Here is a 26,782-nt window from a genome sequence, read left to right on the forward strand (position 1 = left end):
GCCGCGACCAAGCGAGTCAACTCAGCCGAGCACCACCCGCGCGAACTTGCGCTTGCCCACCTGCAGCACATGCTCGCCGGCGTCGAGCTTCAGGCCCTTGTCCGACAGCACCTCGCCCGAGCGTCGCACGCCGCTTTGCTCGATCATGCGCAGGCCTTCGCTGGTGGACGCCACCAGGCCCGCCGCCTTCAAGACCTGGGCCAGGCCCATCGGCGCACCGCTGAGCTGCACCGTCGGGATGTCGTCCGGGATGCCGCCCTTGGCGCGGTTGTTGAAGTCGGCCTCGGCCGCCTCCGCCGCCGCCGCACTGTGGAAGCGCGTCGTGATCTCCTTGGCCAGCGCGACCTTGGCATCCTTCGGGTTGCGGCCGCCAGCGATCTCGGCCTTCAGCGCCGCGATGTCGGCCATCGACTTGAACGACAGCAGCTCGTACCACTTCCACATCTGCTCGTCGCTGATCGAGAGGATCTTGGCGAACATGCTGTTGGGCGCCTCGGTGATGCCGATGTAGTTGTTCTTGGACTTCGACATCTTCTCGACGCCGTCCAGCCCTTCCAGCAGCGGCATCGTCAGGATGCACTGCGGCTCCTGGCCGTACTCCTGCTGCAGGTGGCGGCCCATCAGCAGGTTGAAGCGCTGGTCAGTGCCGCCCAGCTCCAGGTCCGACTTCAACGCGACCGAGTCATAGCCCTGCATCAGCGGGTAAAGGAACTCGTGCACCGAGATCGGCGTCTGGCTGTGGAAACGCTTCGTGAAGTCGTCGCGCTCCAGCATGCGGGCCACGGTGTACTTGGCGGCCAGCTGGATCATGCCGGCCGCGCCCAGCGGCTCGCTCCACTCGGAGTTGTAGCGAATCTCGGTCTTCGCCGGGTCCAGCACCAGCTTGGCTTGGGCGTAGTAAGTCTCGGCGTTGGCCTGGATCTGCTCCTTCGTCAGCGGCGGGCGGGTGGCGTTGCGGCCGGACGGGTCGCCGATGAGCGATGTGAAGTCGCCGATGAGGAAGATGACCTGGTGGCCGAGGTCCTGCAGCTGACGCATCTTGTTGAGCACCACGGTGTGGCCGAGGTGGATGTCCGGCGCCGTCGGGTCCAGGCCCAGCTTGATTCGCAGCGGCACACCGGTGGCCGCCGAACGAGCCAGCTTCTTCGTCCATTCGGCTTCCGGCAGCAGGTCGTCCACGCCGCGGCGGGTGATGGCCAGTGCCTCCAGGACGGCATCGGTGACGGGAAACTGGGGGGCGTCGGACATGGCGCATCGCCGCCCGGCGCTGAACCGGGCGAAATTGTTAAGTTGTTGATCTGTCGGGGTAAACCGGCATGTGTCGTAGGACATTGCCGGTAGAATTCACCCTTCGAACCGGGGGTGTTGCTTCAACGCCACCGGCTTGGATTTTAAGGGCCGCGTCACGGCGGCCGCTTCGCGTGGAACCGGCCTGGCCGGGATTGCCCCAGCGACAACCCCGGGATGCCGAGCGTGACCGTCTTCCAGCAACGTCTCCATCAGCTTCAAGCCGCCCTCCACCGCGCCGAAAACTTTGCTGCCAGGCACCCCCGGGCGCTGACCGCCTCGGTCGTCGGCACGCTCAGCTGCTTCGCCGTCACGGCCTTCGGCATCGCCCCGCTGGCGCCCGACGCCGCCGACCTGCCGCGCCGCACGCTGGTCGAAACGGTCGCCACGAACGACATCGCCTCGCAGCTGGATGAACTCGCCAGCCATGCCGTCGCGCTGACCCGCGCCGAGGCCACGCGTTCCAGCGACACGCCCGAAAGCCTGCTCAAGCGCGCCGGCGCCTTCGACACCGCCGCGGCTGCCTTCCTGCGCACCGACCCGCTTGGCCGCCGCGTGCTGCAGGGGCGCGCCGGCAAGATGGTCCACCTGACGGCCGACGCGTCCGGCCAGGTGCAGAAGATCGTCGTGCGCTTCCCGGCCGAGAAGACCGAGCAGCAGCAGAGCCACTTCACGCGGCTGACGATCGAGCGCGACGGCAGCCGCTTCACCGCCCGCACCGAGACCGCACCGCTGCAGTCCCAGGTGGCGCTGGGCAACGGCACCATCCGCAGCTCGCTGTTCGCTGCTACCGACGACGCCAACATCCCCGACGCCATCGCTTCGCAGATGGCCGACATGTTCTCCGGCGACATCGACTTCCATCGTGAGCTTCGCAAGGGCGACCGCTTCAGCATCGTCTATGAGACTCTGACCGCCGACGGCGAACCCATCACCTGGGACGGCGGCGTGGGCCGCCTGCTGGCGGGCGAGTTCACGAACAACGGCCGCACCTACTCGGCCGTCTATTTCAAGGACAGCACCACCGGCAAGGCCAGCTTCTACGGCTTCGACGGCCAGAGCAAGCGCCGCGCCTTCCTGGCCAGCCCGATGGAGTTCTCGCGCATCACCAGCGGTTTCGCGATGCGCTTTCACCCCATCCTGAACACCTGGCGCCAGCACAACGGCGTGGACTACGGCGCGCCGACCGGCACGGCCGTGCGCTCGGTGGGCGACGGCGTCGTCGAGATGGCCGGCTGGCAGAACGGCTTCGGCAACGTGGTCCAGATCCGCCACGGCGGTGACCGCTCCACCGTCTATGCCCACCTGAGCAAGATCGACGTGAAGAAGGGCCAGCGCATCGAGCAGGGCCAGCGGCTGGGCGCCGTCGGCATGACCGGCTGGGCCACCGGGCCGCACCTGCACTTCGAGTTCCGCGTCGGCGGCCGGCATGTGGACCCGCGCGCCATCGCCCGCGCGTCCGAGGCCGTCACGCTGCCGGGGTCTGCCAAGGCGCAGTTCCAGGCGACCGTCGCCAGTGTGAAAACGCAGCTGGCCGTCGCCGAGACGATGGGCGGCGTTTCCGCCGCCGAGTGACGCGTTGGCCGCCGGGCTGTTCATCGGCCTGATGTCGGGCACGTCGCTCGACGGCATCGATGGCGTGCTGTTCGACGCCGCCCAGTTGTCCGTGCGGGAACATGTACACGCGCCGTTCGGCCCGGCGCTGCGCGACGAGCTGCTCGCACTCAACACCCCCGGCTCCGACGAACTGCACCGCGCCGCGCTGGCCGCGAATGCAGTCGCCCGCAGCTACGCCGATATCGTCGCGCAGCTGCTGGAGGCGACCGGCACGCCGCGCGAGCACGTCCGCGCCCTCGGCGCCCACGGCCAGACCGTGCGCCACCGCCCCGGCGGTTTCGATGGCTACACGTCGCAGCTGCTCAACGGTGCGCTGCTGGCCGAGCAGGCCCGCATCGACGTCGTCTGCGACCTGCGCAGCCGCGACGTCGCCGCCGGCGGCCAGGGCGCGCCGCTGGTGCCGGCCTTCCACCGCGCCGTCTTTGGGCGCGATGGCGAAGACGTCGCCGTGCTCAACCTGGGTGGCATCAGCAACCTGAGTCTGCTGTTCGGCGAAGGCCGCACCACCGGCTTCGATTGCGGGCCGGCCAACTGCCTAATGGATGGCTGGATCGCCCAGCACCAGGGCCGCGCCTTCGACGCCGATGGCGCCTGGGCGAGCACGGGCCGGGTCTCGCCGGCGCTGCTGGCCACACTGCTGGCCGAGCCCTTCTTCGCTGCGGCGCCGCCCAAGAGCACCGGCCGCGACCTCTTCCACCTCGGCTGGCTGCAGGCGCGGCTGCCGGCTGGCGTGCCGCCCGAGAACGTGCAGGCCACGCTGCTGGAGCTCAGCGCGCGCTGCGTGGCCGATGCGCTGCAAGCGCACATGCCGCAGGCGGCGACACTGATCGCCTGCGGCGGCGGCGCGCTCAACGGGGCGCTGCTGCGCCGCCTGGCGTCGCTGCTGCCCGGCGTCAGGCTTCAGACCAGCGCCGAGCGCGGCCTGCCGGTCGACCAGGTGGAAGCGGCCGCCTTCGCCTGGCTGGCGCATCGCTTCGTCGAGCGGTTGCCGGGCAACCTGCCGGCCGTCACCGGCGCCGCGGGTCCGCGGCTGCTCGGCGCGCTGTACCCGGCCTGACCGGCGCTCAGCCGGCCTCGGGCGGGTCGGTCTCCGGCCGCGACGGCACCGCCCGGCTGTCGGCCGCGTCGAGCTGCCAGAAGATGCCGGCCGACGCGACGGTGATCAGCGCCATGCTGCCGAAGGTCGCGCGGAAGGCCTGCAGCGTCTGCCCGGCGCCGAAGAACTCCGTGAACGCTGCCAGCACCGCGCCGGCCGCCGCCACGCCCATGCCCATCGCCAGCATCTGCACCATGCTCAGCAGGCTGTTGCCGCTGCTGGCCATGGCCGGTTCCAGGTCCTTCAGCGTCAGCGTGTTCATGGCCGTGAACTGCAGCGAGTTGACCGCGCCGAACGCGGCCAGCTGCAGCACACTGAACAGCAGCGGCTGCTGCGGCGACGAGAAGGCAAAGCTCGCCATCGTCAGCCCGATGAGGCCGGTATTGACCACCAGCACGCGCCGGTATCCGTGGCGCACGATCAGCGGCGTCGCGACGCGCTTGACCGACATGCTGGCCAGTGCGACCGGCAGCATCATCATGCCGGCCTGGGCCGGCGAATACCCCATCGTCACCTGCAGCAGCAGCGGGATCAGGAAGGGCATGCACGAGCTGCCCAGCCGCGAGAACAGGTTGCCCAGCAGGCCGATGCGCAGCGAGCCGATGCCGAAGAGTCGCGGAGAGAACAGCGGGCGCGGCTTGCGCGCCGCATGCAGCCAGTAGGCGGCGAGGCTGGCCAGGCCGAAGATCATCAACACCAGCACTGACGCCTGGCGCAGGCCGAGGCTGGACAGGCCATCCAGCGCCAGCGACAGCGCCGCCATGCCGAAAGCCAGCATCAGGTAGCCGCCCACGTCGAAGCGCACGCGCTCGGCGGCCGGCGGCTGCGGCATGAAGCGCAGCGTCGCCAGCACGCCGACGAGGCCCACCGGCAGGTTGATCAGGAAGATCCAGTGCCACGACGCCGCCTCGACAAGCCAGCCGCCCAGCGTCGGGCCGATCAGCGGGCCGACGAGGCCCGGGATGGCGACGAAGCTCATCGCCTGCAGGAAGCGCTCGCGCGGGAAGGTGCGCAGCACGACCAGCCGCCCCACCGGCAGCAGCAGCGCGCCGCCCACGCCCTGCACGACGCGCGCGCTCACCAGCATCGTCAGGCTGCCGGACAAGGCGCACAGCACCGAGCCCAGCACGAACAGCACGATGGCGCCGATGTAGACGCGCCGCGTCCCGAAGCGGTCGGCCATCCAGCCCGTGGCCGGAATGACGATGGCCATCGTCAGCGAGTAGGCGACGACGACCGACTGCATGCGCAGCGGGCTTTCGCCCAGGCTCGCCGCCATGGCCGGCAGTGCGGTATTGACGATGGTGGCGTCCAGCGTCTGCATGAAGAAGCCAAGGGCCACCAGCCACAGCAGCACGCGCTGGGAACGTTCCTGATCCATGGGCAGAGAAGGCAAGGATGAAGACGCAAAGCAAAGAGCCGCCCGGAGGCGGCTCTTCAGCGACTGAGGTCGGCGATCAGACCGAGAAGCTGGACCCGCAGCCGCAGGTCGTCGTCGCGTTCGGGTTCTTGATGACGAACTGGGCGCCCTGCAGGTCTTCCTTGTAGTCGATCTCTGCGCCCATCAGGTACTGCAGGCTCATCGAGTCGATCAGCAACGTGACGCCGTTCTTCTGCATCTGCGTGTCGTCGTCGTTGACGGCCTCGTCGAACGTGAAGCCGTACTGGAAGCCCGAGCAACCGCCGCCCTGCACGAACACGCGCAGCTTCAGGTCCGGGTTGCCTTCCTCGGCGACGAGGTCGCGCACCTTGTCAGCGGCGCTGTCGGTGAAGACCAGGGGCGCGGGGATGTCGGTGGGGGTATCAAGCACGGCGCTCATGGCGGGGCTCCTGTGGGAATCGGTCGAAAAACGAATGTGGGGATTGTCCGCGCAAAAGCAAAAGGCCGCATGAAGCGGCCTTTCTGTCGAGTCGGGAAACGCCGATCAGCGCTTGCTGAACTGCTTCCTGCGGCGGGCGCCGTGCAGACCGACCTTCTTACGCTCGACTTCACGCGCGTCACGCGTGACGAAGCCGGCGCGGCTCAGTTCGGGCTTCAGCGTCGCGTCGTAGTCAATCAGCGCGCGGGTGATGCCCAGGCGCAGCGCACCGGCCTGGCCGGACTCGCCGCCACCGTGCACGTTGACCTTGATGTCGAAGGCTTCACCGTTGTTCGTCAGCAGCAGGGGCTGCTTGGCGATCATGATGGACGTGCCGCGGCCGAAGTAGCTCTCGATGGGCTTGCCGTTGACGACGATCTGGCCCGTGCCCTTCTTGATGAAGACACGAGCGACCGACGACTTGCGACGGCCGGTACCGTAATTCCAGTTTCCGATCATGGCCGTTCCTTAGATCTCGAGAGCCTTGGGCTGCTGGGCGGTGTGCGGGTGCGTGGGACCTGCATAGACCTTCAGCTTCTTGACCATGGCGTAACCCAGCGGGCCCTTGGGCAGCATGCCCTTGACGGCCTTCTCCAGCGCGCGGCCGGGGTGCTTGGCTTGCATGTCCTTGAACTTCGTGGCGTAGATGCCGCCAGGGAAGCCCGAGTGACGGTAGTACACCTTGTCGGTGGCCTTGTTGCCGGTGACGCGGAGTTTGTCGGCGTTGACGATGACGATGAAATCACCCGTATCGACGTGAGGCGTGTAGATGGCCTTGTGCTTGCCGCGCAAACGGAGTGCCACTTCGCTGGCAACACGTCCGAGCACCTTGTCGGTGGCGTCAATCACAAACCACTCGTGCGTCACTTCGGCCGGCTTGGCGCTGAAGGTCTTCATGAGAGTTGCTTTCGCTGTGCCGGCCTTGAAAAGACCGGCGTTGGATGGCTGAAACTTCGACCGGCCTCGGTGCTGTGTCTGTTGCACAGCCTCTCGGCACGGCTCTTTCCCGCAGCCTTTTGACGGAAAAGCCCACGAGTGTAGCAGCCCGGCCCTTGGTTTGAAAAGGCCGCGGCAGTACCCTAGCCTGCAGCCGCGACGTCATATGTCCTCCCAGCCACCCGCTCCCCCCGCCACACAGTCCGCCGACGCACCGGCGGACTGGGACGACGCGCTGTCGGCCTTCGGGCCGCCGCGACCGGTCGCGGAGCCGGCATCGCCGCCCGGCGCGCTGGCCGCCCCGCTGGCGACTGCGCGCGCCGCACTGGAACGGCTGTCTACCTGGGTGGCCATCCGCTCCCTCGGCCGGCGCCACAGGCACCGCATCGTCGACCACCTGCTGGCGCTGGACGACCGCGACCGCTATCTGCGCTTCGGCTACCTGGCGTCGGACGAGCAGATCCGGCGCTACGCGCTGAACATCGACTTCAACCGCGACGAGGTGCTGGGCATCTTCAACCGCCGCCTGCAGCTCGTCGCGCTGGCCCACCTGGCCTATGGCGAGCCGCTGCCGGCCGACCCGTCGCGCACGATGGCCGAGTTCGGCGTCTCGGTACTGCCGCAATCACGCGGCCGGGGCCTGGGACGGCGGCTGTTCGACACCGCGGCGCTGCATGCCCGCAACCGCGGCATCGACACGCTCTTCATCCACGCGCTGACCGAAAACCGCCCCATGCTGCACATCGCCACGGCGGCCGGTGCCGTGGTCGAGCGGGGCGGCAGCGAGTCCGCCGCCTGGTTGCGGTTGCCGCCCGAGTCCTTCGGCTCGCAGGTCGAGCAGGCGCTGGAGCGGCATCTCGGCGAGATCGACTTCCAGTTCAAGCGCCAGGCGCAGGTGATCAGCGAGTTCGTCGACAGCGTGGCCGAGGTCAAGTCCCACTTCGACGCCACCGGTCGCGCGGCCAAGGAGTGACAGCGTGAGCCGCGCACCGCCCGGCATCCCCCAGCCCGGGGGCTCCCCGGATTTGCGAGCAATGTCGTGTCACCTGATTACGCTACATTGAACTCCCAATGCGCCGCGTCTGTCGTCGGCGATGCCGCCGAACTGCCCGAGGGACATGCCGTACGCCACCTACTGGATCGCCGCGCTGGCTGTTTGCGTGCTGGGCCTGGCTATCAGCCTGGTCTGGGCGCTACGCCGGCCCGCCTACGCCAATAGGGGGCTGCCAGCGGAGTGGTCACTCACCGCCCGGCCGGTTTTCACCGGCGACGAGCGGCGTGTCTTCAGGCTGCTTCGCGAGGCGCTGCCGCACCACGTCGTGCTGTCCAAGCTGCCGCTGGTGCGCTTCTGCCAGCCGACCGAGGCCAAGGAAGTACGCTATTGGTTCGACCTCCTCGGCACGTCCCACGTCACCTTCGCGGTCTGCAGCCCCAACGGCCGCGTGCTGGCCGCCATCGACCTCGAAGGCGAGCGCGGCGTGACGCCCCGCAGCCTTCAGATCAAGCACGCCGTGCTGTCCGCCTGCCGCGTGCGCTACCTGCGCTGCGCGGTCGACCACCTGCCCAGCATCGCCGAGCTGCAGCTGCTGGTGCCGCAGGGCAGCAACTCTCGTGGCCCGCTGCCGGCGCCCGTGGTGGCTGCCGCCAGCCTGCCCCGGCGCCGCCCTGCATTGGGGAGTGACGAGGAGTTCAGCAGCGATTGGGGCCAGTTCTCGCAGCCACTGCCGCTGTGGCAGGACGCCGGCGTCTTCAGCGGGGCCGACGGCTACGGCGAGCGCCAACCCGCCCCGCCCCATCCCCAGTACCTGCCCACGGCTCCGATGCCGCCGCAGCGTCGCGCGCCCCAGCGCAGCATCGACCCCCACCGCTTCAACCCGCACACGCTGCCGGTACTGGACGATGCCGATGACGAGGCGATGATGGACGACATCGTCGGCGTCGTGGTGGACGCCCCGCGCTACGCCAGCGAGCGCCCGCGCCGCCGCTGAAGCCCGCGTCGATCAGCGCCCGACCGGCGACACTTGCCGGATGCACGCTGCCACCCCTGACCTCAGCTTCGGCGACCTGACGCCGGAGTTCATGCTCGACGCGCTCGACGCCGCCGGCCTGCGCGCCGATGGCCGGATGCTGCAGCTGAACTCGTTCGAGAACCGCGTGCTGCAGGTTCACCTGGAGGACAGCCGCCAGGGCGCTCAGGTCGCCGTCGCCAAGTTCTACCGCCCCGCCCGCTGGAGCGACGCGCAGATCCTCGAAGAACACGCCTTTGCCGCCGAGCTGGCCGCCGCCGAGGTGCCGGTGGCCGCGCCGTGGACGCTGGAGGGCGGCTCCACGCTGTTCCATTACGAGGGCCAGCGCCTGGGCGTCACACCGCGCCAGGGCGGGCGCGGGCCGGAGCTGGAAGACCCCGAGGTGCTGCGCTGGATCGGCCGGTTGCTGGCCCGGCTGCACGGCGTGGGCCGGCAACGGCCGTTTGGCGAGCGACTGCACTGGGCCAGCGCTGCCCCGGCCCAGGCGGCGCGAGACTGGCTCATCGGCCACGACGCCATCCCGCCCGAGATCGCTCCTAGTTGGGACGACGCCGCGCGCCGCTGCCTCGACGCCATCCAGGCCGCTTTCGACAGCCTGCCCGACCTGCAGCTCACGCGGCTGCACGGCGACTGCCACCCCGGCAACATCCTGTGGACGCCCGACCGCGGCCCGCATTTCGTCGACCTGGACGACGCCGTCATGGGGCCGGTCGTGCAGGACCTGTGGATGTTGCTGCCCGGCGGCGACGACGCCGAGGCCGCGCGCCGGCTGCTGAACGCCGTGCTCGATGGCTACGAGCAGATCGCCGAGTTCGACGATCGCGAGCTGCGCCTCATGGAGCCGCTACGCACGATGCGCATGATTCACCACAGTGCCTGGCTGGCCCGCCGCTGGGGCGACCCGGCCTTCCCGCTCGCTTTCCCGTGGTTCGGCACGCCCAACTACTGGCTGGATCAGGTCGCCAAGCTGCGCGAGCAGCTGGAGGCGATGAAGCCCAAGGACGCCCCGCCGACGCTCGCGCGGGACGAGGACATCGCTGACTTCGACGGCGACGGCTTCGCCTGAGCCACGCCGCCGCTAGCGCCGCCAGGCCGGCGGCGTCTCGTTGCTGCGCACCGAAACGTCGGCGCGGCTGCCGTCCAGCTGACGGATCTCCAGCGTCAGTCCGTATTGCAGGCAGGGGTTCCCGGCAGCGATGGCCGCGGCCTGCTCCAGCGTCTCGGCCACGATGAACCAGAAGCCGCCGATCCACTCCTTGGTCTCGGCAAAGGGGCCGTCTGACACCAGCCCCTTGCCGACGACACGGGCGCCCGGTTCCAGACGGCTACCGGGCTTGAGCCGGCCCTCGGCCAAGCCCCGCTCGTACCAGACGTAGAAGGCATCGATGGCGGCCTGCACGTCCTGCGGGCGGGCGTCGTCGTCCCACTGCCCGCGGGACAGCACCAAGTAGTCGTTCGTCGGCATCGGCAATCTCTCCTATGCGAGTCAGGCCGCCGGCTTCACCGGCGTCAACAGATTGGCGTCGCGGGCGATCAGCCAGCGGCCAGCCACTTTCCTCAGCACCGTTAGCGTCGGGCCGGCGCGCTCGATGGGCGCGGCGCCGGGCGGGCGCACCGTCACGTGCAGCTGGGCCCGCATGAAGGCGCAGTCGCCGTGGACCTCGATCTCCTGGATGTCGCTGGCGCCGTCGATCACCATCGCCGGACCCTGCGCCGCCTGCGTGCGCGACAGCGCGGCGAACTCGTCCTTGGGCATCGGCGGCCGGCCCGCGACGAGGAAGACAGCGTCGTCCGCCATCAGCGCCAGCACGGCGTCCACGTCACCCGACCGGGTGGCGGCCATCCAGCGGGAGACGAGCTCCCGGATCTGCGATTCGTCGGCGTTCATGCGCGGTCCTGTCGGGGCAGCGGTGGGCTTGCACGATAACCGCGAGCGGCCCGAGAACCCGAGCAGCGCACAGGAAAATACTGGATATAAATACAGCCTTGTGCTCTGATCCAAGCTCCGGTTCCTTCCCCGTGCCACTTCAGTTCCGCCTCGTGCCACTGTCGCCGACCACTGTTCTCCGCCCAGGCCCATGCTGCCCGACACCGCCTCTTCTTCCGCGTTCACCCCGGCCCCGGCCCGCCCGCCGGGCGCGCCGGTGGGCGGGCCAGGGCCGCTGGACGACGCGCTGCTGCAAGGCCGGCTGTGGCGCGGCAGCAGCCTGGGCGCCACCGCCGACCCCACGCTGCCCAGCGGCTTCCCGGCGCTGGACGCCCAGCTGCCCGGCGGCGGCTGGCCGCTGCGCGCCGTCACCGAGCTGCTGACGCCGCAGGCCGGCGTACTGGAGTGGCGGCTGCTGGCGCCAGGCCTGCGCGGCTGGTGGGCCCAGAACGGCCGGCCCGCCCCGCCGCCACCGGGCCGCGCCCACGGCACCGAGCTCGCACCGCGCCGGCTGCTGCTGGTCAACCCGCCCTGGTGCCCCCACCTGCCCGGCCTGCAAGCACTGGGCCTGCCGGCCGCGGCTCTGGTGTGGGTGCAGTCCCACACGCCGGCCGAAGCCCTGTGGGCAGCCGAGCAGGCCATCAAGTCGCGCGTGGCCGTACTGGCCTGGCTGCCCGAGGCGCGGCCGGAGCAGGTGCGGCGGCTGCAGGTCAGCGCCCTCGCGTCGGACGCGCCGGCCTTCCTGATGCGGCCCGAGCGCGCCGCGCAGCAGTCGTCCGCCGCGCCGCTGCGACTGGCCGTGCGGCCGGGCGACGGCTGGGCGCTGGACGTGCAGCTGTTCAAGCGCCGTGGCCCGACGCACGAGGGCTGGCTGTCGCTGCCGGCCGTGCCAGCTGCGGTGGAGCCGCTGCTAACTGCCAATCGCCGCCAACTGCTGCCGCCGGTGCAGCCGCGGCCCGAGCCGGCCCCGGCGGCGGCCGACCTGTCGATGGAGCGCGCTGATGCGCTGGCTCGCGCTGTGCTGCTCGGCTGATGCCACCGCGGGCGACGCCGACGCGCTGGGCTGGCTGGCCCTGCGCTTCACGCCGCGCGTGGCCCGGCTGGAGGAGGCCCTCGTAGCCGAGGTGTCCACCAGCCTGCGCCTGTTCCGCGGCGCCCGAGCGCTGCGCCAGCGGTTGCAGGCCGAAGCCGCTGGCGCGGGCCTCGCGCTGGGCGCGCAGGCCTGGGCCCCTACCGCGCTGGCGGCACTCGCGTTGGCTCGCTGCCCCGAGCTCCAGGCGCGCGGCCCGCTGGCCGAGCGGCTGGACGCCCTGCCGCTGCGAGCACTGACCGCCGCGCAGGCCCACCACGCGATGCTCGCCCGCCTGGGCTGCACCCGCCTGGGCGAACTGCGCCGGTTGCCGCGCGCGGCACTGGCCAAGCGCTTCGGCCCCAGCCTGCTGCTGGCGCTGGACCGCGCTTACGGCGAGCAGCCCGAAGCCCACGACTGGCTGACCCTGCCCGACCGCTTCAGCGCCCGGTTGGAGCTGCCCTGGCGCGTGGAGCACGCCCCGGTGCTGCTGCACTTTGCCGAGACGCTGCTGCGCCAGCTCTGCGCCTTCTTGGCCGCGCGTCATGCCGGCGTGCGCGGGCTGCAGCTGGCCTGGCAGTATGACGCCATGCGCCCGCGCGACGTGGCCGGCAGCGGCGAGCTGACGCTGGCCACCGCCGACACCACGCGCGACCTGACACGCCTGATCCGGCTGCTGGCCGAGCACCTTGCCCGCACAACGCTGGCCGCGCCGGCTGGCGAGATCACGCTGCGCGCCGACACGCTGCTGCCGCTGGAGGAAGACAGCGCCGCGCTGCTGCCCGAGCGCGGCGGCTCACACGACCCGCAGGAGCGCGCCGCGACGAACGCGCTGCTGGAGCGGCTGTCCGTGCGCCTCGGCGCCGCCCGCGTGTGCGAAGGCCAGTTGCTGGAAGACCACCGGCTGGACCGCATGCAGCGCTGGCAGCCCTGGCCCGCGCCGCCGGCACCGACCGCCACCCGCCCGCCGCCGGGGCCACAGCCCACCTGGCTCGTCGAGCCGCCGCAGCCACTGCGCTGCGACACGCAGGAGCAACCGGTCTACGCCGGCCCGCTCACGCGCATCAGCGGCCCGCACCGCGTGGAGGCAGGCTGGTGGGAAGGCCGCGCCGCACTGCAGACGCGCGACTACTTCGTCTACCGCAGCGCCACGCGCGGGCTACTGTGGGTCTTCCACGAGCGCATGCCCTACACGGACGCGGCGACGGCACACGCAGCGCGCTCGGGCTGGTTCCTGCACGGGGTGTTTGCATGAGCGCCGCGCCAGGCCGCGCCAGCCCAGCACACGCGCCGCTCGACGGGACTCGCTCAGCGAAGGGCGTCGCGTGAGCCCGCCGATGTCCGACCGCGACGAGCGCCTGGGCGCACTCCGCGCACAGGGCTACGCCTCCGACACCGAGCTGCGCCGCGCCGCCGACACCACGCCCCCGCCCGCCCGCCGCGTGCCGCCTGGCCCGCAGCTGCCGCGCCATGCCGAACTGCACTGCCTGTCGGCCTTCAGCTTCCTGCGCGGTGCGTCCGAGCCGCAGGAGCTGGTGGAGCGCGCCGTCACGCTGGGCTACGAAGCGCTGGCCCTCACCGACGAATGCTCGCTGGCCGGCGTCGTGCGCGCGCACAAGCAGCTGCGCGAGATGCGCGAGGCCGCCCACCACGATCTGCAGCAGGCCGCCCGCGAGGCCGGCGAGCCCGAGGACGCCATCGCCGCCATCGCGCAACCGCCACTGCTGCAGCTCCTCATCGGCAGTGAGTTCCTCGTGCGCGACGACGCCGGCACACCACGCTTCAAGCTCGTGCTGCTGGCGCAGAACCTGTGCGGCTACGGCAACCTCAGCCAGTTCATCACGCAGTTGCGCCGCGCCAGCCCGGTCAAGGGCGAGTACACCCTGCACCTGCGGCAGATCGCTTCGGAGCGGCTGGCCGACTGCCTGGCCCTGCTCGTGCTGCCGCGCGAGGCGCCCGACGCCGAGCTGCTGCCCGCCGCGCAATGGGCGCTGCAGCACTTCACCGGCCGCGCCTGGCTGGCCGTGGAGCTGCTGCGCGAGGCCGGCGATGCCGCCTGGCTGACGCGGCTGCAGGCGCTGTCCGACGCCACCGCGCTGCCGCTGGTGGCAGCGGGCGACGTGCACTTCCACGTGCGCTCGCGCAAGGCGCTGCAGGACGTGATGACCGCCACGCGCCTGGGCCGCCCGGTGGCCGACTGCGGCTTCGATCTGCAGCCCAATGCCGAGCGCCACCTGCGCAGCCGCTACCGCCTCTCACGCCTCTACCCGCCCGAGCTGATGGCAGAGACGCTGCACGTGGCCGCGCGCTGCAGCTTCAGCCTCAACGAGATCCGCTACCAGTACCCCAGCGAGGTCGTGCCGGCAGGCGTGACGCCGCGCCAGCACCTGCGCGCGCTCACCTACGCCGGGGCCGAGAAGCGTTGGCCCTGGAGCCAGGGCGGCGTGCCCGACAAATGGAAGCACCGCATCGAGCACGAACTCGAACTGATCGAGGACCTCGGCTACGAGCACTACTTCCTGACCGTGGCCGACATCGTCGCCTTTGCGCGCAGCATCCACATTCTCTGCCAGGGCCGCGGCTCGGCCGCCAACAGCGTCGTCTGCTACTGCCTGCACGTCACGTCGGTGGACCCTGACCGCAGCACGCTGCTGTTCGAGCGCTTCATCAGCCGCGAGCGCAACGAGCCGCCCGACATTGACGTCGACTTCGAGCACGAGCGCCGCGAGGAGGTCATCCAGTACCTCTACAAGAAGTACGGCCGCGACCGCGCTGCGCTGACCGCCGTCGTCATCTGCTACCGACCAAAGAGCGCCATTCGCGACGTCGGCAAGGCGCTGGGCTTCAGCGAGGCGCAGTTGGACGTCATGAGCAACGACCACAGCGGCTGGTCCACCCAGGTGCTGCCCGAGGAGCACCGCGCGGCGCTGCTGCAGCAGCTGGGTATGGCCGACGACGACCCACGGCTGCAGCAGCTCATCACGCTGGCCCGCCAGCTCAACGGCCTGCCACGGCACCTGAGCCAGCATGTCGGTGGCTTTGTGCTGACCGAAGGGCCGCTGGAACGCCTCGTGCCCATCGAGAACGCGACGATGGAGAACCGCAGCGTCATCGAATGGGACAAGGACGACATCGACGAGCTGAAGATGATGAAGGTCGACGTGCTGGCGCTGGGCATGCTCACGGCCATCCGCAAATGCTTCGACCTCGTCAACCCGCTGCGCGGCACGGCCATCGACCTGACCATCCCCGACAACGACACCGCCACCTACGACATGATCTGCAAGGCCGACACCGTCGGCGTGTTCCAGATCGAATCGCGCGCGCAGATGTCCATGCTGCCGCGGCTTCAGCCCCGCACCTACTACGACCTGGTGGTGGAAGTCGCCATCGTGCGTCCCGGCCCCATCGAGGGCGGCATGGTGCACCCATATCTGAAGAACCGCGCGCTGCCCGAAGACCAGGTGGAGTACCCTAGCGAGGCGCTGAAGGAAGCCCTGTGGCGCACCCGCGGCGTGCCCATCTTCCAGGAGCAGGTCATGCAGGTCGCCATGATCGCGGCGGGCTTCAGCGCCGGCGAGGCCGACGAGCTGCGCCGCGCGATGGCCGCCTGGAAGCGCCCCGGCGTGCTGGAGAAGTACTACGACAAGGTCGTCGACGGCATGCGCGCGCGCGGCTACACCGACGACTTCGCCAAGCGCATCTTCGACCAGATCAAGGGCTTCTCCAGCTACGGCTTCCCCGAGAGCCATGCCGCCAGCTTTGCGCTGCTCACCTACGTCAGCTCATGGCTCAAATGCCACGAGCCCGCGGCCTTCCTGTGCGCGCTGCTCAATTCCCAGCCGCTGGGCTTCTACACACCCAGCCAGCTCGTTCAGGACGCGCGCCGGCACCACATCGAGGTGCGGTCCATCGACGTGAACCACAGCGACCATGACAGCACGCTGGAACCGCGCGAGGGGCAGCACCTGGCCCATCAAGGGGCGGGCCACGGCACGGCCGGCATACCCGGGTGCGAGCAACCCGCCGTACGCCTGGGCCTGCGCCTCGTCAGCGGCCTGGGCGACGAGGCCGCGCTGCGCATCGAACGCGCGCGCCGGCAAGGCGGCCTCTTCGCCCGCCCGCAGGACCTCGCGCTGCGCTCCCGCCTGAGCCAGCACGACATGCAGCAACTCGCCGCGGCCGACGCCCTCACGTCACTCGCCGGCCACCGCCGCCAGCAGGTCTGGCAGGCCTCCGCGTTGCACGCGATGCCAGCGTTATTGCAAGGCAGCCTGCTGCCCGAAGACGACCTCGAACTGCCAAGCGCCCCAGAAGGCGAGGAAGTGCTGTGGGACTACGCCGCCACCGGCCTCACGCTGCGCCGACACCCGCTCGCCCTGCTGCGCCCGCGGCTTGCGCGCGACGGCTGGCTGAGCGCCAGGCAGCTGGAAGACGTCAAGAGCGGCCGCCGCGCCAGGGCCTGCGGCATCGTCACCGGCCGCCAGAAACCGCAGACTGCCAAGGGCACGCTCTTCGTCACGCTGGAAGACGAGACCGGCAACGTCCAGGTCATCGTCTGGCCCCAGGTCTACGAGGAACACCGCAACACCATCCTCGGCGCGCGGTTGCTGGCCGTGGAGGGCGTGTGGCAACGCGGGGATGGCGATGTGCGGCACCTGCTGGCGCGCGGGTTCAAGAACCTCAATCCGTGGCTGGGAAGGTTGCCGACGGAGAGTCGGGATTTCAGGTAAGCCGTCAGCACATCGTCTTCAGCGGCACCAGTGGCCCGTGGTCCCCGAGGACTGACCAACTAAGTGCAGCAGGCTCAGGGGTTGCAGGCCAAGTCACATGGGGGCGGAACGTGCCCCAAGTCGATCTCGCAGCCGGAGCCGGCCGGAATGCTGCGCCGTTGTCAATGGCCGGAGTGCATGAACTCCACGTTGGCCGAAGTAACCAAGAAGCAGGCTTGGCCTGAGTAGTTGATCTGCTCTGCATTGAACACTGAGCGCTGCACTCTTCCATCAGGCTGCCGGATACGCAGCACCAGATCGCGCACATGCCCGGTCTCGCTTAGGATGCGATAGAACAAATCCCGGTCCTCCGGCAAGATGGCATAGGCGTTGGATGCCGTTTCAGTGCCCAGCAATTGGGACTTATCCAGGCCGGAGAGTCGCAGCAGCGTTGCGTTCGCTTCGCGAATACGCCGATCTGGTATCGATACGATAGCCATAGGAACCGGTGCTGCGTCGAAGAGAGTGCGAAAACGCTTGTGGCCCGCTTCAACCTCAAGCCGCGCAAGCTCCGCTTCATTTCGAATGTCGATGCTATCCAGCGCAAAGGACAGATCTGCCCCAAGTTCATCCAGCAGCTTCAGCAACTCCTCGTCGAAGAAGCCGCGCTCGCCAGCGCACAGCATGAGCACAGCGTGCACGCTGCCGCCACGGTGCAGAGGAATCCAAGCAATCGCCCGAATGCCTTGCGCCACGGCCTCCTCTCGCCAGCGCCCGGCTTGCCCGTCCAGCACATAGTCGTTGCTCACGAGACGCACGCCCTTGTTCAGTACCCTTACGGTGTAGGAGTCCTGCACGTCAGGGTCTTGCAGAGGCAGCGGGGAGGGTACGTTCTCCAATACCCTCGAGGCAGGACCTGCCATTGCTGCGCGATGAGCAAGGTCACCATCCCGTACATAGACGCAGGCCAGCAACGCATGTCCTGTCTCCACGCAGATGCGACAGGATTCTTGCAAGAGTTGCTCTTCGCGCTGTTCGCAAAGCACCATCCGGTTGGAGCGCGCAAGCGCCAGCAGGAAGTTTCGAAGTCGCTCAGCCTGAATCTTTGCCAGACGGTAGTCCTGTCCCCGCCGCCGCAGCAAGACCAGCGCAATCACAAGCAACGCTGCCAGCGGAATGACCAGGATCAAGGTGGGGAGGTATGGAATCGTCATCACTACTCCTTACCTTGCGACTTGCGCTCCGCCTCGGGATACGTTGCGCTGTCCGCCAGGGCGGAGTGGACCATGCCGAGTGAGGTGCAGCGGCTGCTTGACCCCTGATGATTTAGCGGACACCGGCTCATCTGCAAGCTTCTCTACGTGTCCGTGTCACGCCACGGCTCCATGGGCGCCATTTGCTGTTCGCAGATCGAGACCGACCGGCAGACGGAACACACAAACAATCTCTACCAGTGCTGCTGCCTGCTGCTTCAGGCTCTCAGCCGCCGCGGCGGCCTCTTCCACCAATGCCGCGTTCTGCTGCGTGACTTGGTCCATCTGGCTCACGGCCTCGCCTACCTGCCGTACGCCCGACGACTGCTCGTGGGACGCGTTGCTGATCTCGCTGACGATCTCCGTCACACGCTGGATCGAACCGACCAACAGTCTCATTGTGTTGTCTGCACTCTCGACGAGTGCAGCGCCTCGCTCGACCCGCTCGACGCTCGCCGTGATGAGCCTCTTGATTTCCTTTGCCGAATCGGCAGTGCGCTGCGCAAGAGTCCGCACTTCGCCCGCTACGACGGCGAATCCTCGTCCCTGCTCGCCGGCTCTCGCAGCCTCTACAGCAGCATTGAGCGCGAGGATGTTCGTCTGGAAAGCAATGCCGTCAATCGTGGTAATGATGTCCGAGATCTGACGGCTACTCTCACTGATGCCGTCCATGGTCTCCACAACCTGCTTGAATTCCGCGCTGCCTTCTCCGGCGATGGCCGAGGCTTTGAGAGCCAACTCGCTGGCCTGTTGCGCGCTGTCAGTATTGCTCACGGAGGTTGAGCCAAGTTGTTCCATCGTCGCCGCGGTTTGCTGCAGCGCCGACGCCTGCTCCTCCGTGCGCTGGCTGAGGTCGACGTTGCCTTGTGCGATTTGGGTACTGGCCGTCGCAACGTTGTCTGCTCCTTCACGGACGGCGCTGACCACACTGCGCAGAGAATCGCGCATCCGCTGTATGGAGGCCATCACACTGACCTGATCACCCTCGCGGACAGCGATCGCTTGGCTCAGGTCGCCCTCCGACACCTGAGCCACGGCGAGGCTGAGCTGCGAGGGCTCGGCGCCAAGTGCATCCAAGATCTGGCGTGCCACTAACCACGATACGCATCCGCCGACGGCCGCCATCAAAATGCCCAGCAAGATCATCGCCATGGAAGCTTGACGCGCGCTTTTGGCGGTCTCCTTGGCGAGAGTTGCAGCCAGTGCTTGTTGACGATCCCGCGAATCGTCCACAGCCTTGAAGAGGGCCGACTGAAGGGGACGAACCTCGTTGACGAGAAGCTCGGTAACCACCACGTGATTGTTCTTCTCCCCTTCCTCGATCACCCTGTCGAGCGCCTTCGCGTAGGTTGGGTTGGTGGTCTCAATGAAGTTGAGCAAGCGAACCCCTTCAGGGTCCTTGACCGTCTGGCGCAAGAGCGAAAGCAACTCGGCGTTTTTCTCGCGGAGCTCGCCGATGACGCGCTTTTCTTTCGCGATCATCCCCGGATCTTCCAGCAGAGCGATGTTGCGAACCGCCCTTGCCGCGATGTTGTAGTTGTCCATCACCTCCGTGTACCTGTCGATCTTGACCATTCGGTCGGTCGACAGAAAGTCGGTGCTCTCGGTTGCGCGATGCAACATGAACGAGCCATAGGCCACGATTGCCAGGCCAAGAGCGAGCGATGCTCCAAAACCGAAGGCCAACTTCTTCCCAACAGTAAGCGATGCCCCGAACGTAGCCATTTTTCCTTTTCTCTTTCTCGGTGAAGCCCGTGGCCTGAGGCGACGTGGCGCTTCACAGCGTTGACGGAGAAGGATGCTAAGGGGCAAAAGCTCGAAACGCTCCCTTAAAACCGATATTTATCCGGAATTCGTGACCTTCGCCTCGACGGGCCGCTTCCGGCGCGAGCACGTCTACCTTCACCTTCAGGAACGGAGCTCCAGGTACTCGGGAAGGAACGTGCGGCAGTAGGCCACCGCGGCGGCGGCGGCCTCAAGCTCGTACTCGCGGGTGATGCGGCCGTGTCGGGAGAACGACAGTGCCCACACCGAATCGATGAGCCCCAGAAGCACCAGAAAGCGCTCATGAGCACCTTTGACCATGGGCATGTGAAAGAACGTCGCACCGACCTGCGCGAGCGCTCTCGCCAAACCGTCCATGAAGAATTCGCCGTCGCGGTTGCGGGCGTAGCGGGAGTGTGTCCCGACCATCACCTTCATCATCGGCAAATTACCGTTGTACGTGGCCACAAGGCCCGCCATGTGCGCCTTCAGCAAGGTCTGCCACATGCCATCCGCGGGTGCCTGAGCCGCCGCTACCTGATCCTCAATTACCGCTTGGTATCGGCTCGCGAGCGCACCGACGATCGCTGTTGGCGTCGGGAACAAATGGTAGGCGGAAGCCGGCGGGACCCCGGCGTGCTTTGCGACGACATAGACCCCAAGATCCTGGGGCGACAGCGTCTGCAGGAGCTCGTGCGCAGCATCCAAAAGCTTGTTGTACCGAGCGAGGCTTCGCGCCTGCTTGGGCGCACGGGATGCCTCCTTCGCGCCACTGTTCTCGTGATCGTCTTGTTCGTCCATGGGCGGCCGAGGCGTGTGCATTTCCAATTTATAGTCGATAAATATTCAATTTCCCACGTGCTCAACGAGTGCATGCGGGTCTACCGGGACTTCCCGGTCAATCAAGCAGTACCAACTGCCCAGGTCCTAGTAGTGCTCCTGCTGCTTGAGCCGATGACATCGCCGCAGTTGGCTTCTTGCCCGGCGCCTTTGAGGAACGGCAATCGCTCCAGGCCATACTGGCTGCGGCTTCCCTGGGTGGCATGCGGCACGATGACCTTTGCCATACGGGATCATCAGGCCATCCGATCCAAGGCAGACTCTCTGGACCCCGCTGTAAGTTCTTGCCGATGCGCCGCGACTTATCCGGTAAGTCGCCGCAAAGAGGTTTCCATGCTGATCCGAGTACCCGCCCTCCACGACCCGCTTCCCAGCGAGATCACCCCGCGTCACGCCTATCTCAACCGGCGTGACGCGCTCGCCGCGCTGGGCCTCGCGGCAGCCTCGCCGCTTGCGCTCGCACAGGTCGCGCCGGGCGGCGGCAAGCTGCCCAAGCTGCCGGGCGCGCGCTCGGCGGTGCCCGGTGCGATGGTGATGGACAAGCCCACCAGCTACACGGACGCCACGTCGTACAACAACTTCTACGAATTCGGTACCGACAAGGCCGACCCCGCCTCCTACGCCCACACGCTGAAGACGCGGCCGTGGACGGTGAGCATCGAGGGCGAGTGCGCCAAGCCGGGCCGGTTCGACATCGAGACGCTGCTCAAGCTCAGTGCCATGGAGGAGCGACTGTACCGGCTGCGCTGCGTGGAAGGCTGGAGCATGGTGATCCCGTGGGTCGGCTACTCGCTGTCGGAGTTGCTGAAGAAGGCTGAACCGACCTCCAAGGCCAAGTACGTGGAGTTCACGAGCCTGGCCGACAAGCAGCAGATGCCCGGCGTGCGCTCGGGCGTGCTGGATTGGCCCTACGTCGAAGGCCTGCGCATCGATGAGGCCATGCACCCGCTGGCGATGCTGGTGTTCGGCATGTACGGCGAGGTGCTGCCCAACCAGAACGGCGCACCGCTGCGGGTGGCGCTGCCTTGGAAATACGGCTTCAAGTCGGCCAAGAGCATCGTGAAGATCCGCTTCACCGAGAAGGAGCCTGTGTCCAGCTGGACGAAGGCCGCGCAGCAGGAGTACGGCTTCTATTCCAACGTGAACCCGAACGTGCCGCACCCGCGCTGGAGCCAGGCCACCGAGCGCCGAATCGGCGAAGACGGGCTGTTCGCAAAGAAGCGGCCGACGCTGATGTTCAACGGCTATGAGGCGCAGGTCGGGCAGCTGTACGCGGGCATGGACCTGAAGCGCAACTACTGATGAAGCAGGTGCTGACGAAGGCTCTGCCGGACGAGCGCCGGGCAGCCCCAAGCGCCTCCGCGCCCCTCAGGGGACGGACGACGCGGAGCGTCGTCCAAGGAGCCTTGTTGCATCGGGCGGCCAAGCCCTTGCTGTTTCTCCTATGCCTGCTGCCGCTGGCCTGGCTGTTCTACGCCGCGGCCACCAACCAGCTGGGCGCCAACCCAGCCGAGGCGCTCATCCGCCGGCTGGGCGACTGGACGCTGCGCGGCCTGTGGCTGACGCTGGCCATCACGCCGCTACGCGAGCTAGCCGGGCTGTCGGCGCTAGCGCGTTTTCGGCGCCTGCTGGGCGTCTACAGCTTCGTCTACGCCACGCTGCACCTGCTGGCCTATGGCTGGCTGGACATGGGGCTGGACATGGCTGACATCGGTCGTGACATCGCCAAGCGGCCGTTCATCCTGATGGGCTTCACGGCTTGGGCGCTGATGCTGCCGCTGTTCGCCACCAGCTTCAACAAGGCCATCAAGGCGCTGGGTGCCAAGCGCTGGCAGACGCTGCACAAGGCGGTGTACGCGGTAGCCGTCATCGCGCTGATGCACTTCATCTGGATGCGCGCCGGCAAGCACAACTTCACAGAGCCGGCGGTGTACGGCGCCCTGCTGGCAGTGCTGTTGGGCTGGCGGGTGATTCGGCGGCTGCGCACGGCATAAATCACCTCCGCCCGAGCGGGCCATGGCCCGTTCGGGCGATGAGCCGCCGCAGCGGCGACGGGAACACTGACGGGCATGGACTGCGGTTGACGGCGCCTCGTGCGCAGCAGCGCGGTCCACCGTGGCGCGCGTTCGCGTGCGTCTGGCCCAACTCCTCGCCCGTCATCCGATGAAGCCCTGCACCTCCCTGCGGCTGGCCGCCGCATTGGCCTCGCTCGCGCTGGCCGCCCCTGCCGCCCACGCCTACCTCCTCAGCTTCGGCAACGCCGGCCAGCCGCCGACCAACGCCTGCCGCACCACCAGCGGCACCTGCAGCGACTACGCGCGCCTGCTGCCCGGCTACGGCGATGTGGCTGGCGTCGTGGACGTGAACCCATTCGGCCGACGGCGGCACGCTGAGCTGGCGCGCAATCGGCTACAACGAGCTGTACGGCGTGGCCTTCAACAACGTGGAGAGCCGTGCCCAGCCGGCGTGGGTGGACCTGATGCCGCTTGCCGCCGGTGACGCCGTCACGCTGTCGCACTTCGACCTGGGCGGCTACTACCACTCGGAGCGCCGTGACGTGGCCGTCAGCGTCCTGGCGCTGGATACGGGCGAGCTGCTGTGGAGCTATGTCGGCACCATCGGCTCGCGCGGCGACAGCGTGCAGACCGGCACGCACACCGGCTTCGACTTGAACCTGTCGTCTGCGACCGGCCTGCGCATCCAGTGGGCCGACCCGCAGGTGGCCGGCAATACCGGCATTGACAACATCCGCTTCGACGTGGGCACCACCGCAGGCCCGGCGGCCTTGCCAGAGCCGGCCACCGTGCCGCTGCTGGCCCTGGCGCTGGGCGGGCTGGCCATGCAACGCCGCCGCGCGAGGGCGGCATGAGCGCCCGCTGGCTTGCCGCGGGGGTGGCGCTGGCCGCCATGCTGAGCGCCTGCGGCGGCGGCAGCAGCAACCCAACGCTCCCGCCTGCACCGCCCCCCACACCGACCACCCCCGCAACACCACCGCCGCCCGCGCCACCACCCGTGCCCAAACCTGCCGACCTGGCCCAGCACGCCACCGCCAAGGGCAGCCCGGCCGGCAACGTTGCACAGGCAACGCTCGGGCCGGCCGGCGGCAGCCTGAATTCCGCTGACGGCGCCGTCACGCTGACCGTGCCGGCGGGCGCGCTGGGCACTGACACGGTGGTGTCCATCCAGCCGCTGGACAACACCGCCCACGGCGGCCTGGGCCGCGCCTACCGCCTGCAGCCCGAGGGCCTGCAGACGGCGCGGCCGATGCGCCTGAGCTTCCACTACGACGCGGGGGGCGACGCCATCGCCGCCACGCCTCAGCAGCTGGGCGTCGCCTACCAGGACGCCTATCGGCTGTGGCGGCCGATGCCGCAGCCGGTCATCGACACCACGCAGCACACCGTGACGGTCCAGACCACGCATTTCAGCGACTGGTCGGCGTTCGTCGGGCTGCAGCTACGCCCGCCCGCCGGCGAGCTGGAGGTAGGCCAGACGCTAACGCTGGAGATCCAATCCTGCGAGCAGGTGCTAATGGACGACATCGGCAAGCTCGTCACTATCCTGGCGGCATGCAAGACCTGGGCGAACCCGGGCGGCGATATCCAGTGGCAGGTCAATGGCGCGCCGGGCGGCAACAGCAGCATCGGCACCGTGACCGGCCTCGCCTCCACAACGACGCCGGCCGATGCCGTCTACACCGCACCGGCCGAAGTGCCCGGCAACGCCGACCGGCTGGTGGTGGACGTCGCCGCGGAGGTCCGCGACCCGGCGACCACGGGCAGCCCGGTCACCATCCTGATCAGCCATGTGGCCGTGAACCGGCCGCTGGCCACTTCGTGCGAATGGCTGCGCAATGTGGAGGCGATGGACCTGGACATCTCCTTCGACCCGATCGACGTGCAGTCCGGCGACGACGCTGACCGGCTGCACAGTCGTCATGCCGGACAGATGACCTTGCGCCTGCGCAGGCAGACCCAGTCCAAGGACATCGACGCCTGGGTGTCGGACGGCCATGGCGGCGCAGGCAGGGTGCAGATCAATGACGACGAACGCCAGTTCTACTCCCGCACCCAGACCATGGGCGACGGGCCGCCTGCTGAAGGCTCCGTAGCCATCCTGGAAGTGCTCTACACGAACTGCACCTACCTGATCGATTCGTCGTTCACCGTGCAGGCGACAAAGCGTACCGACTACTTCAACGGTGTGGACAACCCACCCGAGACCCAGGAGCTCGTCCTGCGGATCGGCAGGCTGACCAAGGGCTTTACGCCGATCTACGCCAACGCAGCCGTGCTGCGCCGCCTGCAGGGCGAGCGCACCGGGAGCATTGGTCTCGAGCCGTCCGGACAGCTGGACGCCTTGTTCTACGTGCCAGAACAGCTGCGCGACGCGCCCACGCCCACCGATGGCCTGAATGTGCGCTGGATCGCCCGGCCTGCCGATTGATCTCCACGGCCGGTTGGCCCGCCGCCGGCCTTCTCTCGCCACTGCCTCAAAGGAAAACTGCCCATGAAGACCCGCCCGCTTGCCGCGCTCGCCGCGATTCCCCTGTGCCTGGCCGTCGCCATGCCCGCCCATGCCGACTACGGCGTCGATGTCGGGGCTGACCGCAACGAAGGCGGTGGCTCGTACCAGATCAGCGCCTCCGTCAACTACAGCAGCGTCAACGTGATGGCCACCGCGTCGGCGGACCTCGACCATGGCGCGCTGCATGCCTATGCCTATTCCACGAACGACCCGGTGCTGCGCAGCGGCTGCGCGCCCTACGAACTGCAATGCAACTGGGGCACCACCGCGACGGCAGCGCTATGGGACGTCATCACGCTGAAGCCCAGCGCACAGGGCGCGCCCAGCACGTTCAACTACAGCTTCTCGATCGACGGCACCAAGACCCCCGGCAAATGGTGGAGCTGGAACGCGGTCTATGCCTCCTATTACTTCGGCGTGGACCCGAATGGCTGGACTCATCCAAGCGGGCTGAGCGGCGACGATGACAGCGTGGTCGAAGGCACGTTCGAGGCGCCGACCTCCGGTCCGCTCAAAATCTACTTCTTCGAACGCATCAGCGTCAGGGCCGAGGGGGGTGCCGTCACGGACTACTCCAACACGATGAAGTTCGACTGGGAGTTGCCGCCCGGGTGGACGTACACATCGGAGTCCGGCGCCTTCATGCGCGCCGTGACCCCGACCTCGCCGGTCCCCGAGCCTGCCAGCGCCGCACTGCTGCTGGGCGGCCTGGCGCTGCTGGGTGCGCGGACACGCCGCCGATGATGCCGGCCGGGCCCGCCCTCGTGCGGGCAGATGCGCGCCACCGCAGCGCTGGCGCGTGTGGGCGCCGCAGCAAACGCCGGGCGCCCATGCAGACCGACTGGCAGCCGATCAAGAGCCGCTGCAGACGGCTCCAGGCACGAGCACGGCCTGCTTGTCGCAACGCACGACGACCGCGGCATGGCGCACGGCGTCCAGCAGGCGATCGGACACCGCCTCCACCTCGCCCACGGCGCTCAGGTCGTAGGCGAGGATCTGCTCGCGGTGCACGCGGCTGGTCGACTTGTCGCCAAATGCGGTGGCGGACAGGTGGGCATCGATCGGCTTGATCGTTGCGGCCACCCATGCCCGTTGCTGCCGCAGCGCAGCCGCTCGCAGCTTCAGGATCTCGGTCTCGCGCTCTACCATCAACGGCAGCACGCGAGCGGCGTAGGCCTGCCACTGCGCCTGGCAGGCGGCCTGGCAGCCGATGTTGTCGAAGGCCATCGCGGGCCGCGGCAGACCAGGTTCCAGCTTGCGGGCGTAGACCTGCGCGACGGCGGCCTCGGTGTCGCGCCACAGCCGCGCCTCGCGGGCGCGCCGCTCGGCCATCGCGTTGGCCTGGGCAAACTGCTGGCCGGCCTCAAACGCGGCCTTCGCGGCCGGCGTGTCGCGGTCCATCGCCAGCGCGGCGTTGTCGATGCGGCGGTCCTGCTGCAGCGACGCGTTCATGCGCTGCGCGAGGGCCAGCTGCTCGGCCGGCGTCATGCGCTGCAGGCGCTGCTGCATTTGCGCGGCGTAGGCCGAGTCGGACTGCATGCGCTGCAGGTCGATGCCGACGTCGTTCAGCCCCACGGCCAGCGCCTCGGTTTGGACACCGGCCTGCGTGCGGCCCGCGGCAGCGTCGGCGCTGGCCAGACGCCCCATCGCGGCCTTGTGCACCTCGACCGCGCGGCGATGCGCGGCCAGACCGGTATGCACGGGGCGCTCTTGCGCATCGAGCCACCGCGCCGCTTCCTGCGGCGTGGCGGGAGGGTCGGGCAGCGAGTCGAGCAACTGCTGCAGCGTGGTGTCGGGTTGGGCGGCGGCGGCCGTGGCCAGGGCGACCGCGGTGAGCGCCAGCAACGGGCGGATGCGGGTCATGGGGT

Annotated in this window: 24 protein-coding genes; 13 read left to right on the plus strand and 11 right to left on the minus strand. The window is 68.6% G+C overall.

Going from position 1 to position 26,782, the window contains the following annotated elements; translation table 11 throughout:
• Positions 1-21: 21 nt before the first annotated feature.
• A complete protein-coding gene (gene tyrS / locus LXT13_RS17645; RefSeq protein WP_233373274.1) occupies positions 22-1,248 on the minus strand; it encodes a tyrosine--tRNA ligase in 1,227 nt (408 codons plus the stop codon).
• Between the two features lie 216 nt (positions 1,249-1,464).
• Between tyrS and LXT13_RS17650 the strand changes: the two genes are divergently transcribed.
• Both LXT13_RS17650 and LXT13_RS17655 read left to right on the plus strand, forming a co-directional pair.
• Positions 1,465-2,862 carry a M23 family metallopeptidase gene (locus tag LXT13_RS17650; RefSeq protein WP_233373275.1) on the plus strand — a complete coding sequence of 466 codons (1,398 nt, stop codon included), beginning with the start codon at positions 1,465-1,467 and terminating at the stop codon, positions 2,860-2,862.
• Between the two features lie 4 nt (positions 2,863-2,866).
• The gene (locus LXT13_RS17655; protein ID WP_255719563.1) at positions 2,867-3,961 is read left to right on the plus strand and encodes an anhydro-N-acetylmuramic acid kinase; all 1,095 of its coding nucleotides are present in this window, start codon (positions 2,867-2,869) and stop codon (positions 3,959-3,961) included.
• Positions 3,962-3,968: 7 nt separating this feature from the next.
• Here LXT13_RS17655 and mdtD read toward each other — a convergent pair whose 3' ends face one another.
• From mdtD to rplM, 4 genes are all read right to left on the minus strand, one after another.
• Entirely contained in the window at positions 3,969-5,381 is a 1,413-nt protein-coding gene (gene mdtD / locus LXT13_RS17660; RefSeq protein WP_233373276.1) for a multidrug transporter subunit MdtD, read from the minus strand.
• A 76-nt stretch (positions 5,382-5,457) separates the two neighbouring features.
• Positions 5,458-5,820, minus strand: a complete 363-nt coding sequence (erpA, locus tag LXT13_RS17665; protein ID WP_233373277.1) for an iron-sulfur cluster insertion protein ErpA — start codon at positions 5,818-5,820, stop codon at positions 5,458-5,460.
• A gap of 105 nt (positions 5,821-5,925) precedes the next feature.
• On the minus strand, positions 5,926-6,318 hold the full coding sequence (rpsI, locus tag LXT13_RS17670; RefSeq protein WP_233373278.1) for a 30S ribosomal protein S9: 393 nt from the start codon (positions 6,316-6,318) through the stop codon (positions 5,926-5,928).
• Between the two features lie 9 nt (positions 6,319-6,327).
• On the minus strand, positions 6,328-6,756 hold the full coding sequence (gene rplM / locus LXT13_RS17675; protein ID WP_088482271.1) for a 50S ribosomal protein L13: 429 nt from the start codon (positions 6,754-6,756) through the stop codon (positions 6,328-6,330).
• 205 nt (positions 6,757-6,961) lie between these two features.
• On the opposite strand from rplM, the gene LXT13_RS17680 reads away from it, so the two are divergent.
• The 3 genes from LXT13_RS17680 (at position 6,962) to LXT13_RS17690 (ending at position 9,888) form a co-directional block, all read left to right on the plus strand.
• Positions 6,962-7,768 (plus strand): GNAT family N-acetyltransferase, encoded by an 807-nt coding sequence (locus LXT13_RS17680; RefSeq protein ID WP_233373279.1) that lies wholly within the window; start codon positions 6,962-6,964, stop codon positions 7,766-7,768.
• A 145-nt stretch (positions 7,769-7,913) separates the two neighbouring features.
• Positions 7,914-8,783, plus strand: a complete 870-nt coding sequence (locus LXT13_RS17685) for a DUF2726 domain-containing protein (RefSeq protein ID WP_233373280.1) — start codon at positions 7,914-7,916, stop codon at positions 8,781-8,783.
• Positions 8,784-8,823: 40 nt separating this feature from the next.
• Positions 8,824-9,888, plus strand: a complete 1,065-nt coding sequence (locus LXT13_RS17690) for a serine/threonine protein kinase (protein ID WP_233373281.1) — start codon at positions 8,824-8,826, stop codon at positions 9,886-9,888.
• A gap of 12 nt (positions 9,889-9,900) precedes the next feature.
• Here the strand turns inward: LXT13_RS17690 and LXT13_RS17695 are convergent, their stop codons facing one another.
• Positions 9,901-10,287, minus strand: coding sequence for a YciI family protein (locus LXT13_RS17695; protein ID WP_233373282.1), 387 nt, complete (start codon positions 10,285-10,287; stop codon positions 9,901-9,903).
• 21 nt (positions 10,288-10,308) lie between these two features.
• Entirely contained in the window at positions 10,309-10,710 is a 402-nt protein-coding gene (locus LXT13_RS17700; RefSeq protein ID WP_233373283.1) for a YybH family protein, read from the minus strand.
• Positions 10,711-10,900: 190 nt separating this feature from the next.
• On the opposite strand from LXT13_RS17700, the gene imuA reads away from it, so the two are divergent.
• The 3 genes from imuA to LXT13_RS17715 all read left to right on the plus strand — a co-directional run bounded on the left by imuA (position 10,901) and on the right by LXT13_RS17715 (position 16,551).
• Complete coding sequence (imuA, locus tag LXT13_RS17705) at positions 10,901-11,782, plus strand: translesion DNA synthesis-associated protein ImuA (RefSeq protein ID WP_233373284.1); 882 nt, start codon at positions 10,901-10,903, stop codon at positions 11,780-11,782.
• Positions 11,751-13,073 (plus strand): DNA polymerase Y subunit UmuC family protein, encoded by a 1,323-nt coding sequence (locus LXT13_RS17710; RefSeq protein WP_233373285.1) that lies wholly within the window; start codon positions 11,751-11,753, stop codon positions 13,071-13,073. The genes imuA and LXT13_RS17710 overlap by 32 nt, the downstream gene beginning before the upstream one ends.
• 82 nt (positions 13,074-13,155) lie before the next feature.
• Complete coding sequence (locus LXT13_RS17715; RefSeq protein WP_233373286.1) at positions 13,156-16,551, plus strand: error-prone DNA polymerase; 3,396 nt, start codon at positions 13,156-13,158, stop codon at positions 16,549-16,551.
• A 161-nt stretch (positions 16,552-16,712) separates the two neighbouring features.
• On the opposite strand, the gene LXT13_RS17720 is transcribed toward LXT13_RS17715, so the two are convergent.
• From LXT13_RS17720 to LXT13_RS17735, 3 genes are all read right to left on the minus strand, one after another.
• Positions 16,713-17,744, minus strand: a complete 1,032-nt coding sequence (locus LXT13_RS17720) for a GAF domain-containing protein (protein WP_233373287.1) — start codon at positions 17,742-17,744, stop codon at positions 16,713-16,715.
• 156 nt (positions 17,745-17,900) lie between these two features.
• Positions 17,901-19,508 (minus strand): methyl-accepting chemotaxis protein, encoded by a 1,608-nt coding sequence (locus tag LXT13_RS28705; RefSeq protein ID WP_304622822.1) that lies wholly within the window; start codon positions 19,506-19,508, stop codon positions 17,901-17,903.
• 183 nt (positions 19,509-19,691) lie between these two features.
• Positions 19,692-20,348, minus strand: a complete 657-nt coding sequence (locus LXT13_RS17735; RefSeq protein WP_233373288.1) for a TetR/AcrR family transcriptional regulator — start codon at positions 20,346-20,348, stop codon at positions 19,692-19,694.
• Between the two features lie 372 nt (positions 20,349-20,720).
• Between LXT13_RS17735 and msrP the strand changes: the two genes are divergently transcribed.
• From msrP to LXT13_RS17760, 5 genes are all read left to right on the plus strand, one after another.
• The gene (gene msrP / locus LXT13_RS17740) at positions 20,721-21,689 is read left to right on the plus strand and encodes a protein-methionine-sulfoxide reductase catalytic subunit MsrP (RefSeq protein ID WP_233373289.1); all 969 of its coding nucleotides are present in this window, start codon (positions 20,721-20,723) and stop codon (positions 21,687-21,689) included.
• Positions 21,690-21,817: 128 nt separating this feature from the next.
• On the plus strand, positions 21,818-22,381 hold the full coding sequence (locus LXT13_RS17745) for a protein-methionine-sulfoxide reductase heme-binding subunit MsrQ (protein WP_233373290.1): 564 nt from the start codon (positions 21,818-21,820) through the stop codon (positions 22,379-22,381).
• Positions 22,382-22,815: 434 nt separating this feature from the next.
• On the plus strand, positions 22,816-23,256 hold the full coding sequence (locus LXT13_RS17750) for a PEP-CTERM sorting domain-containing protein (protein WP_233373291.1): 441 nt from the start codon (positions 22,816-22,818) through the stop codon (positions 23,254-23,256).
• Positions 23,253-24,833 (plus strand): hypothetical protein, encoded by a 1,581-nt coding sequence (locus LXT13_RS17755; protein WP_233373292.1) that lies wholly within the window; start codon positions 23,253-23,255, stop codon positions 24,831-24,833. Before LXT13_RS17750 ends, LXT13_RS17755 begins: the two co-directional genes overlap by 4 nt.
• A gap of 63 nt (positions 24,834-24,896) precedes the next feature.
• The gene (locus tag LXT13_RS17760) at positions 24,897-25,658 is read left to right on the plus strand and encodes a PEP-CTERM sorting domain-containing protein (protein WP_233373293.1); all 762 of its coding nucleotides are present in this window, start codon (positions 24,897-24,899) and stop codon (positions 25,656-25,658) included.
• Between the two features lie 108 nt (positions 25,659-25,766).
• Here the strand turns inward: LXT13_RS17760 and LXT13_RS17765 are convergent, their stop codons facing one another.
• The gene (locus LXT13_RS17765; protein WP_233373294.1) at positions 25,767-26,777 is read right to left on the minus strand and encodes a hypothetical protein; all 1,011 of its coding nucleotides are present in this window, start codon (positions 26,775-26,777) and stop codon (positions 25,767-25,769) included.
• Between the last annotated feature and the right edge of the window lie 5 nt (positions 26,778-26,782).

Origin of the sequence: Pelomonas cellulosilytica (assembly GCF_021353265.1) — a bacterium.
GTDB lineage: Bacteria > Pseudomonadota > Gammaproteobacteria > Burkholderiales > Burkholderiaceae_C > Pelomonas > Pelomonas cellulosilytica.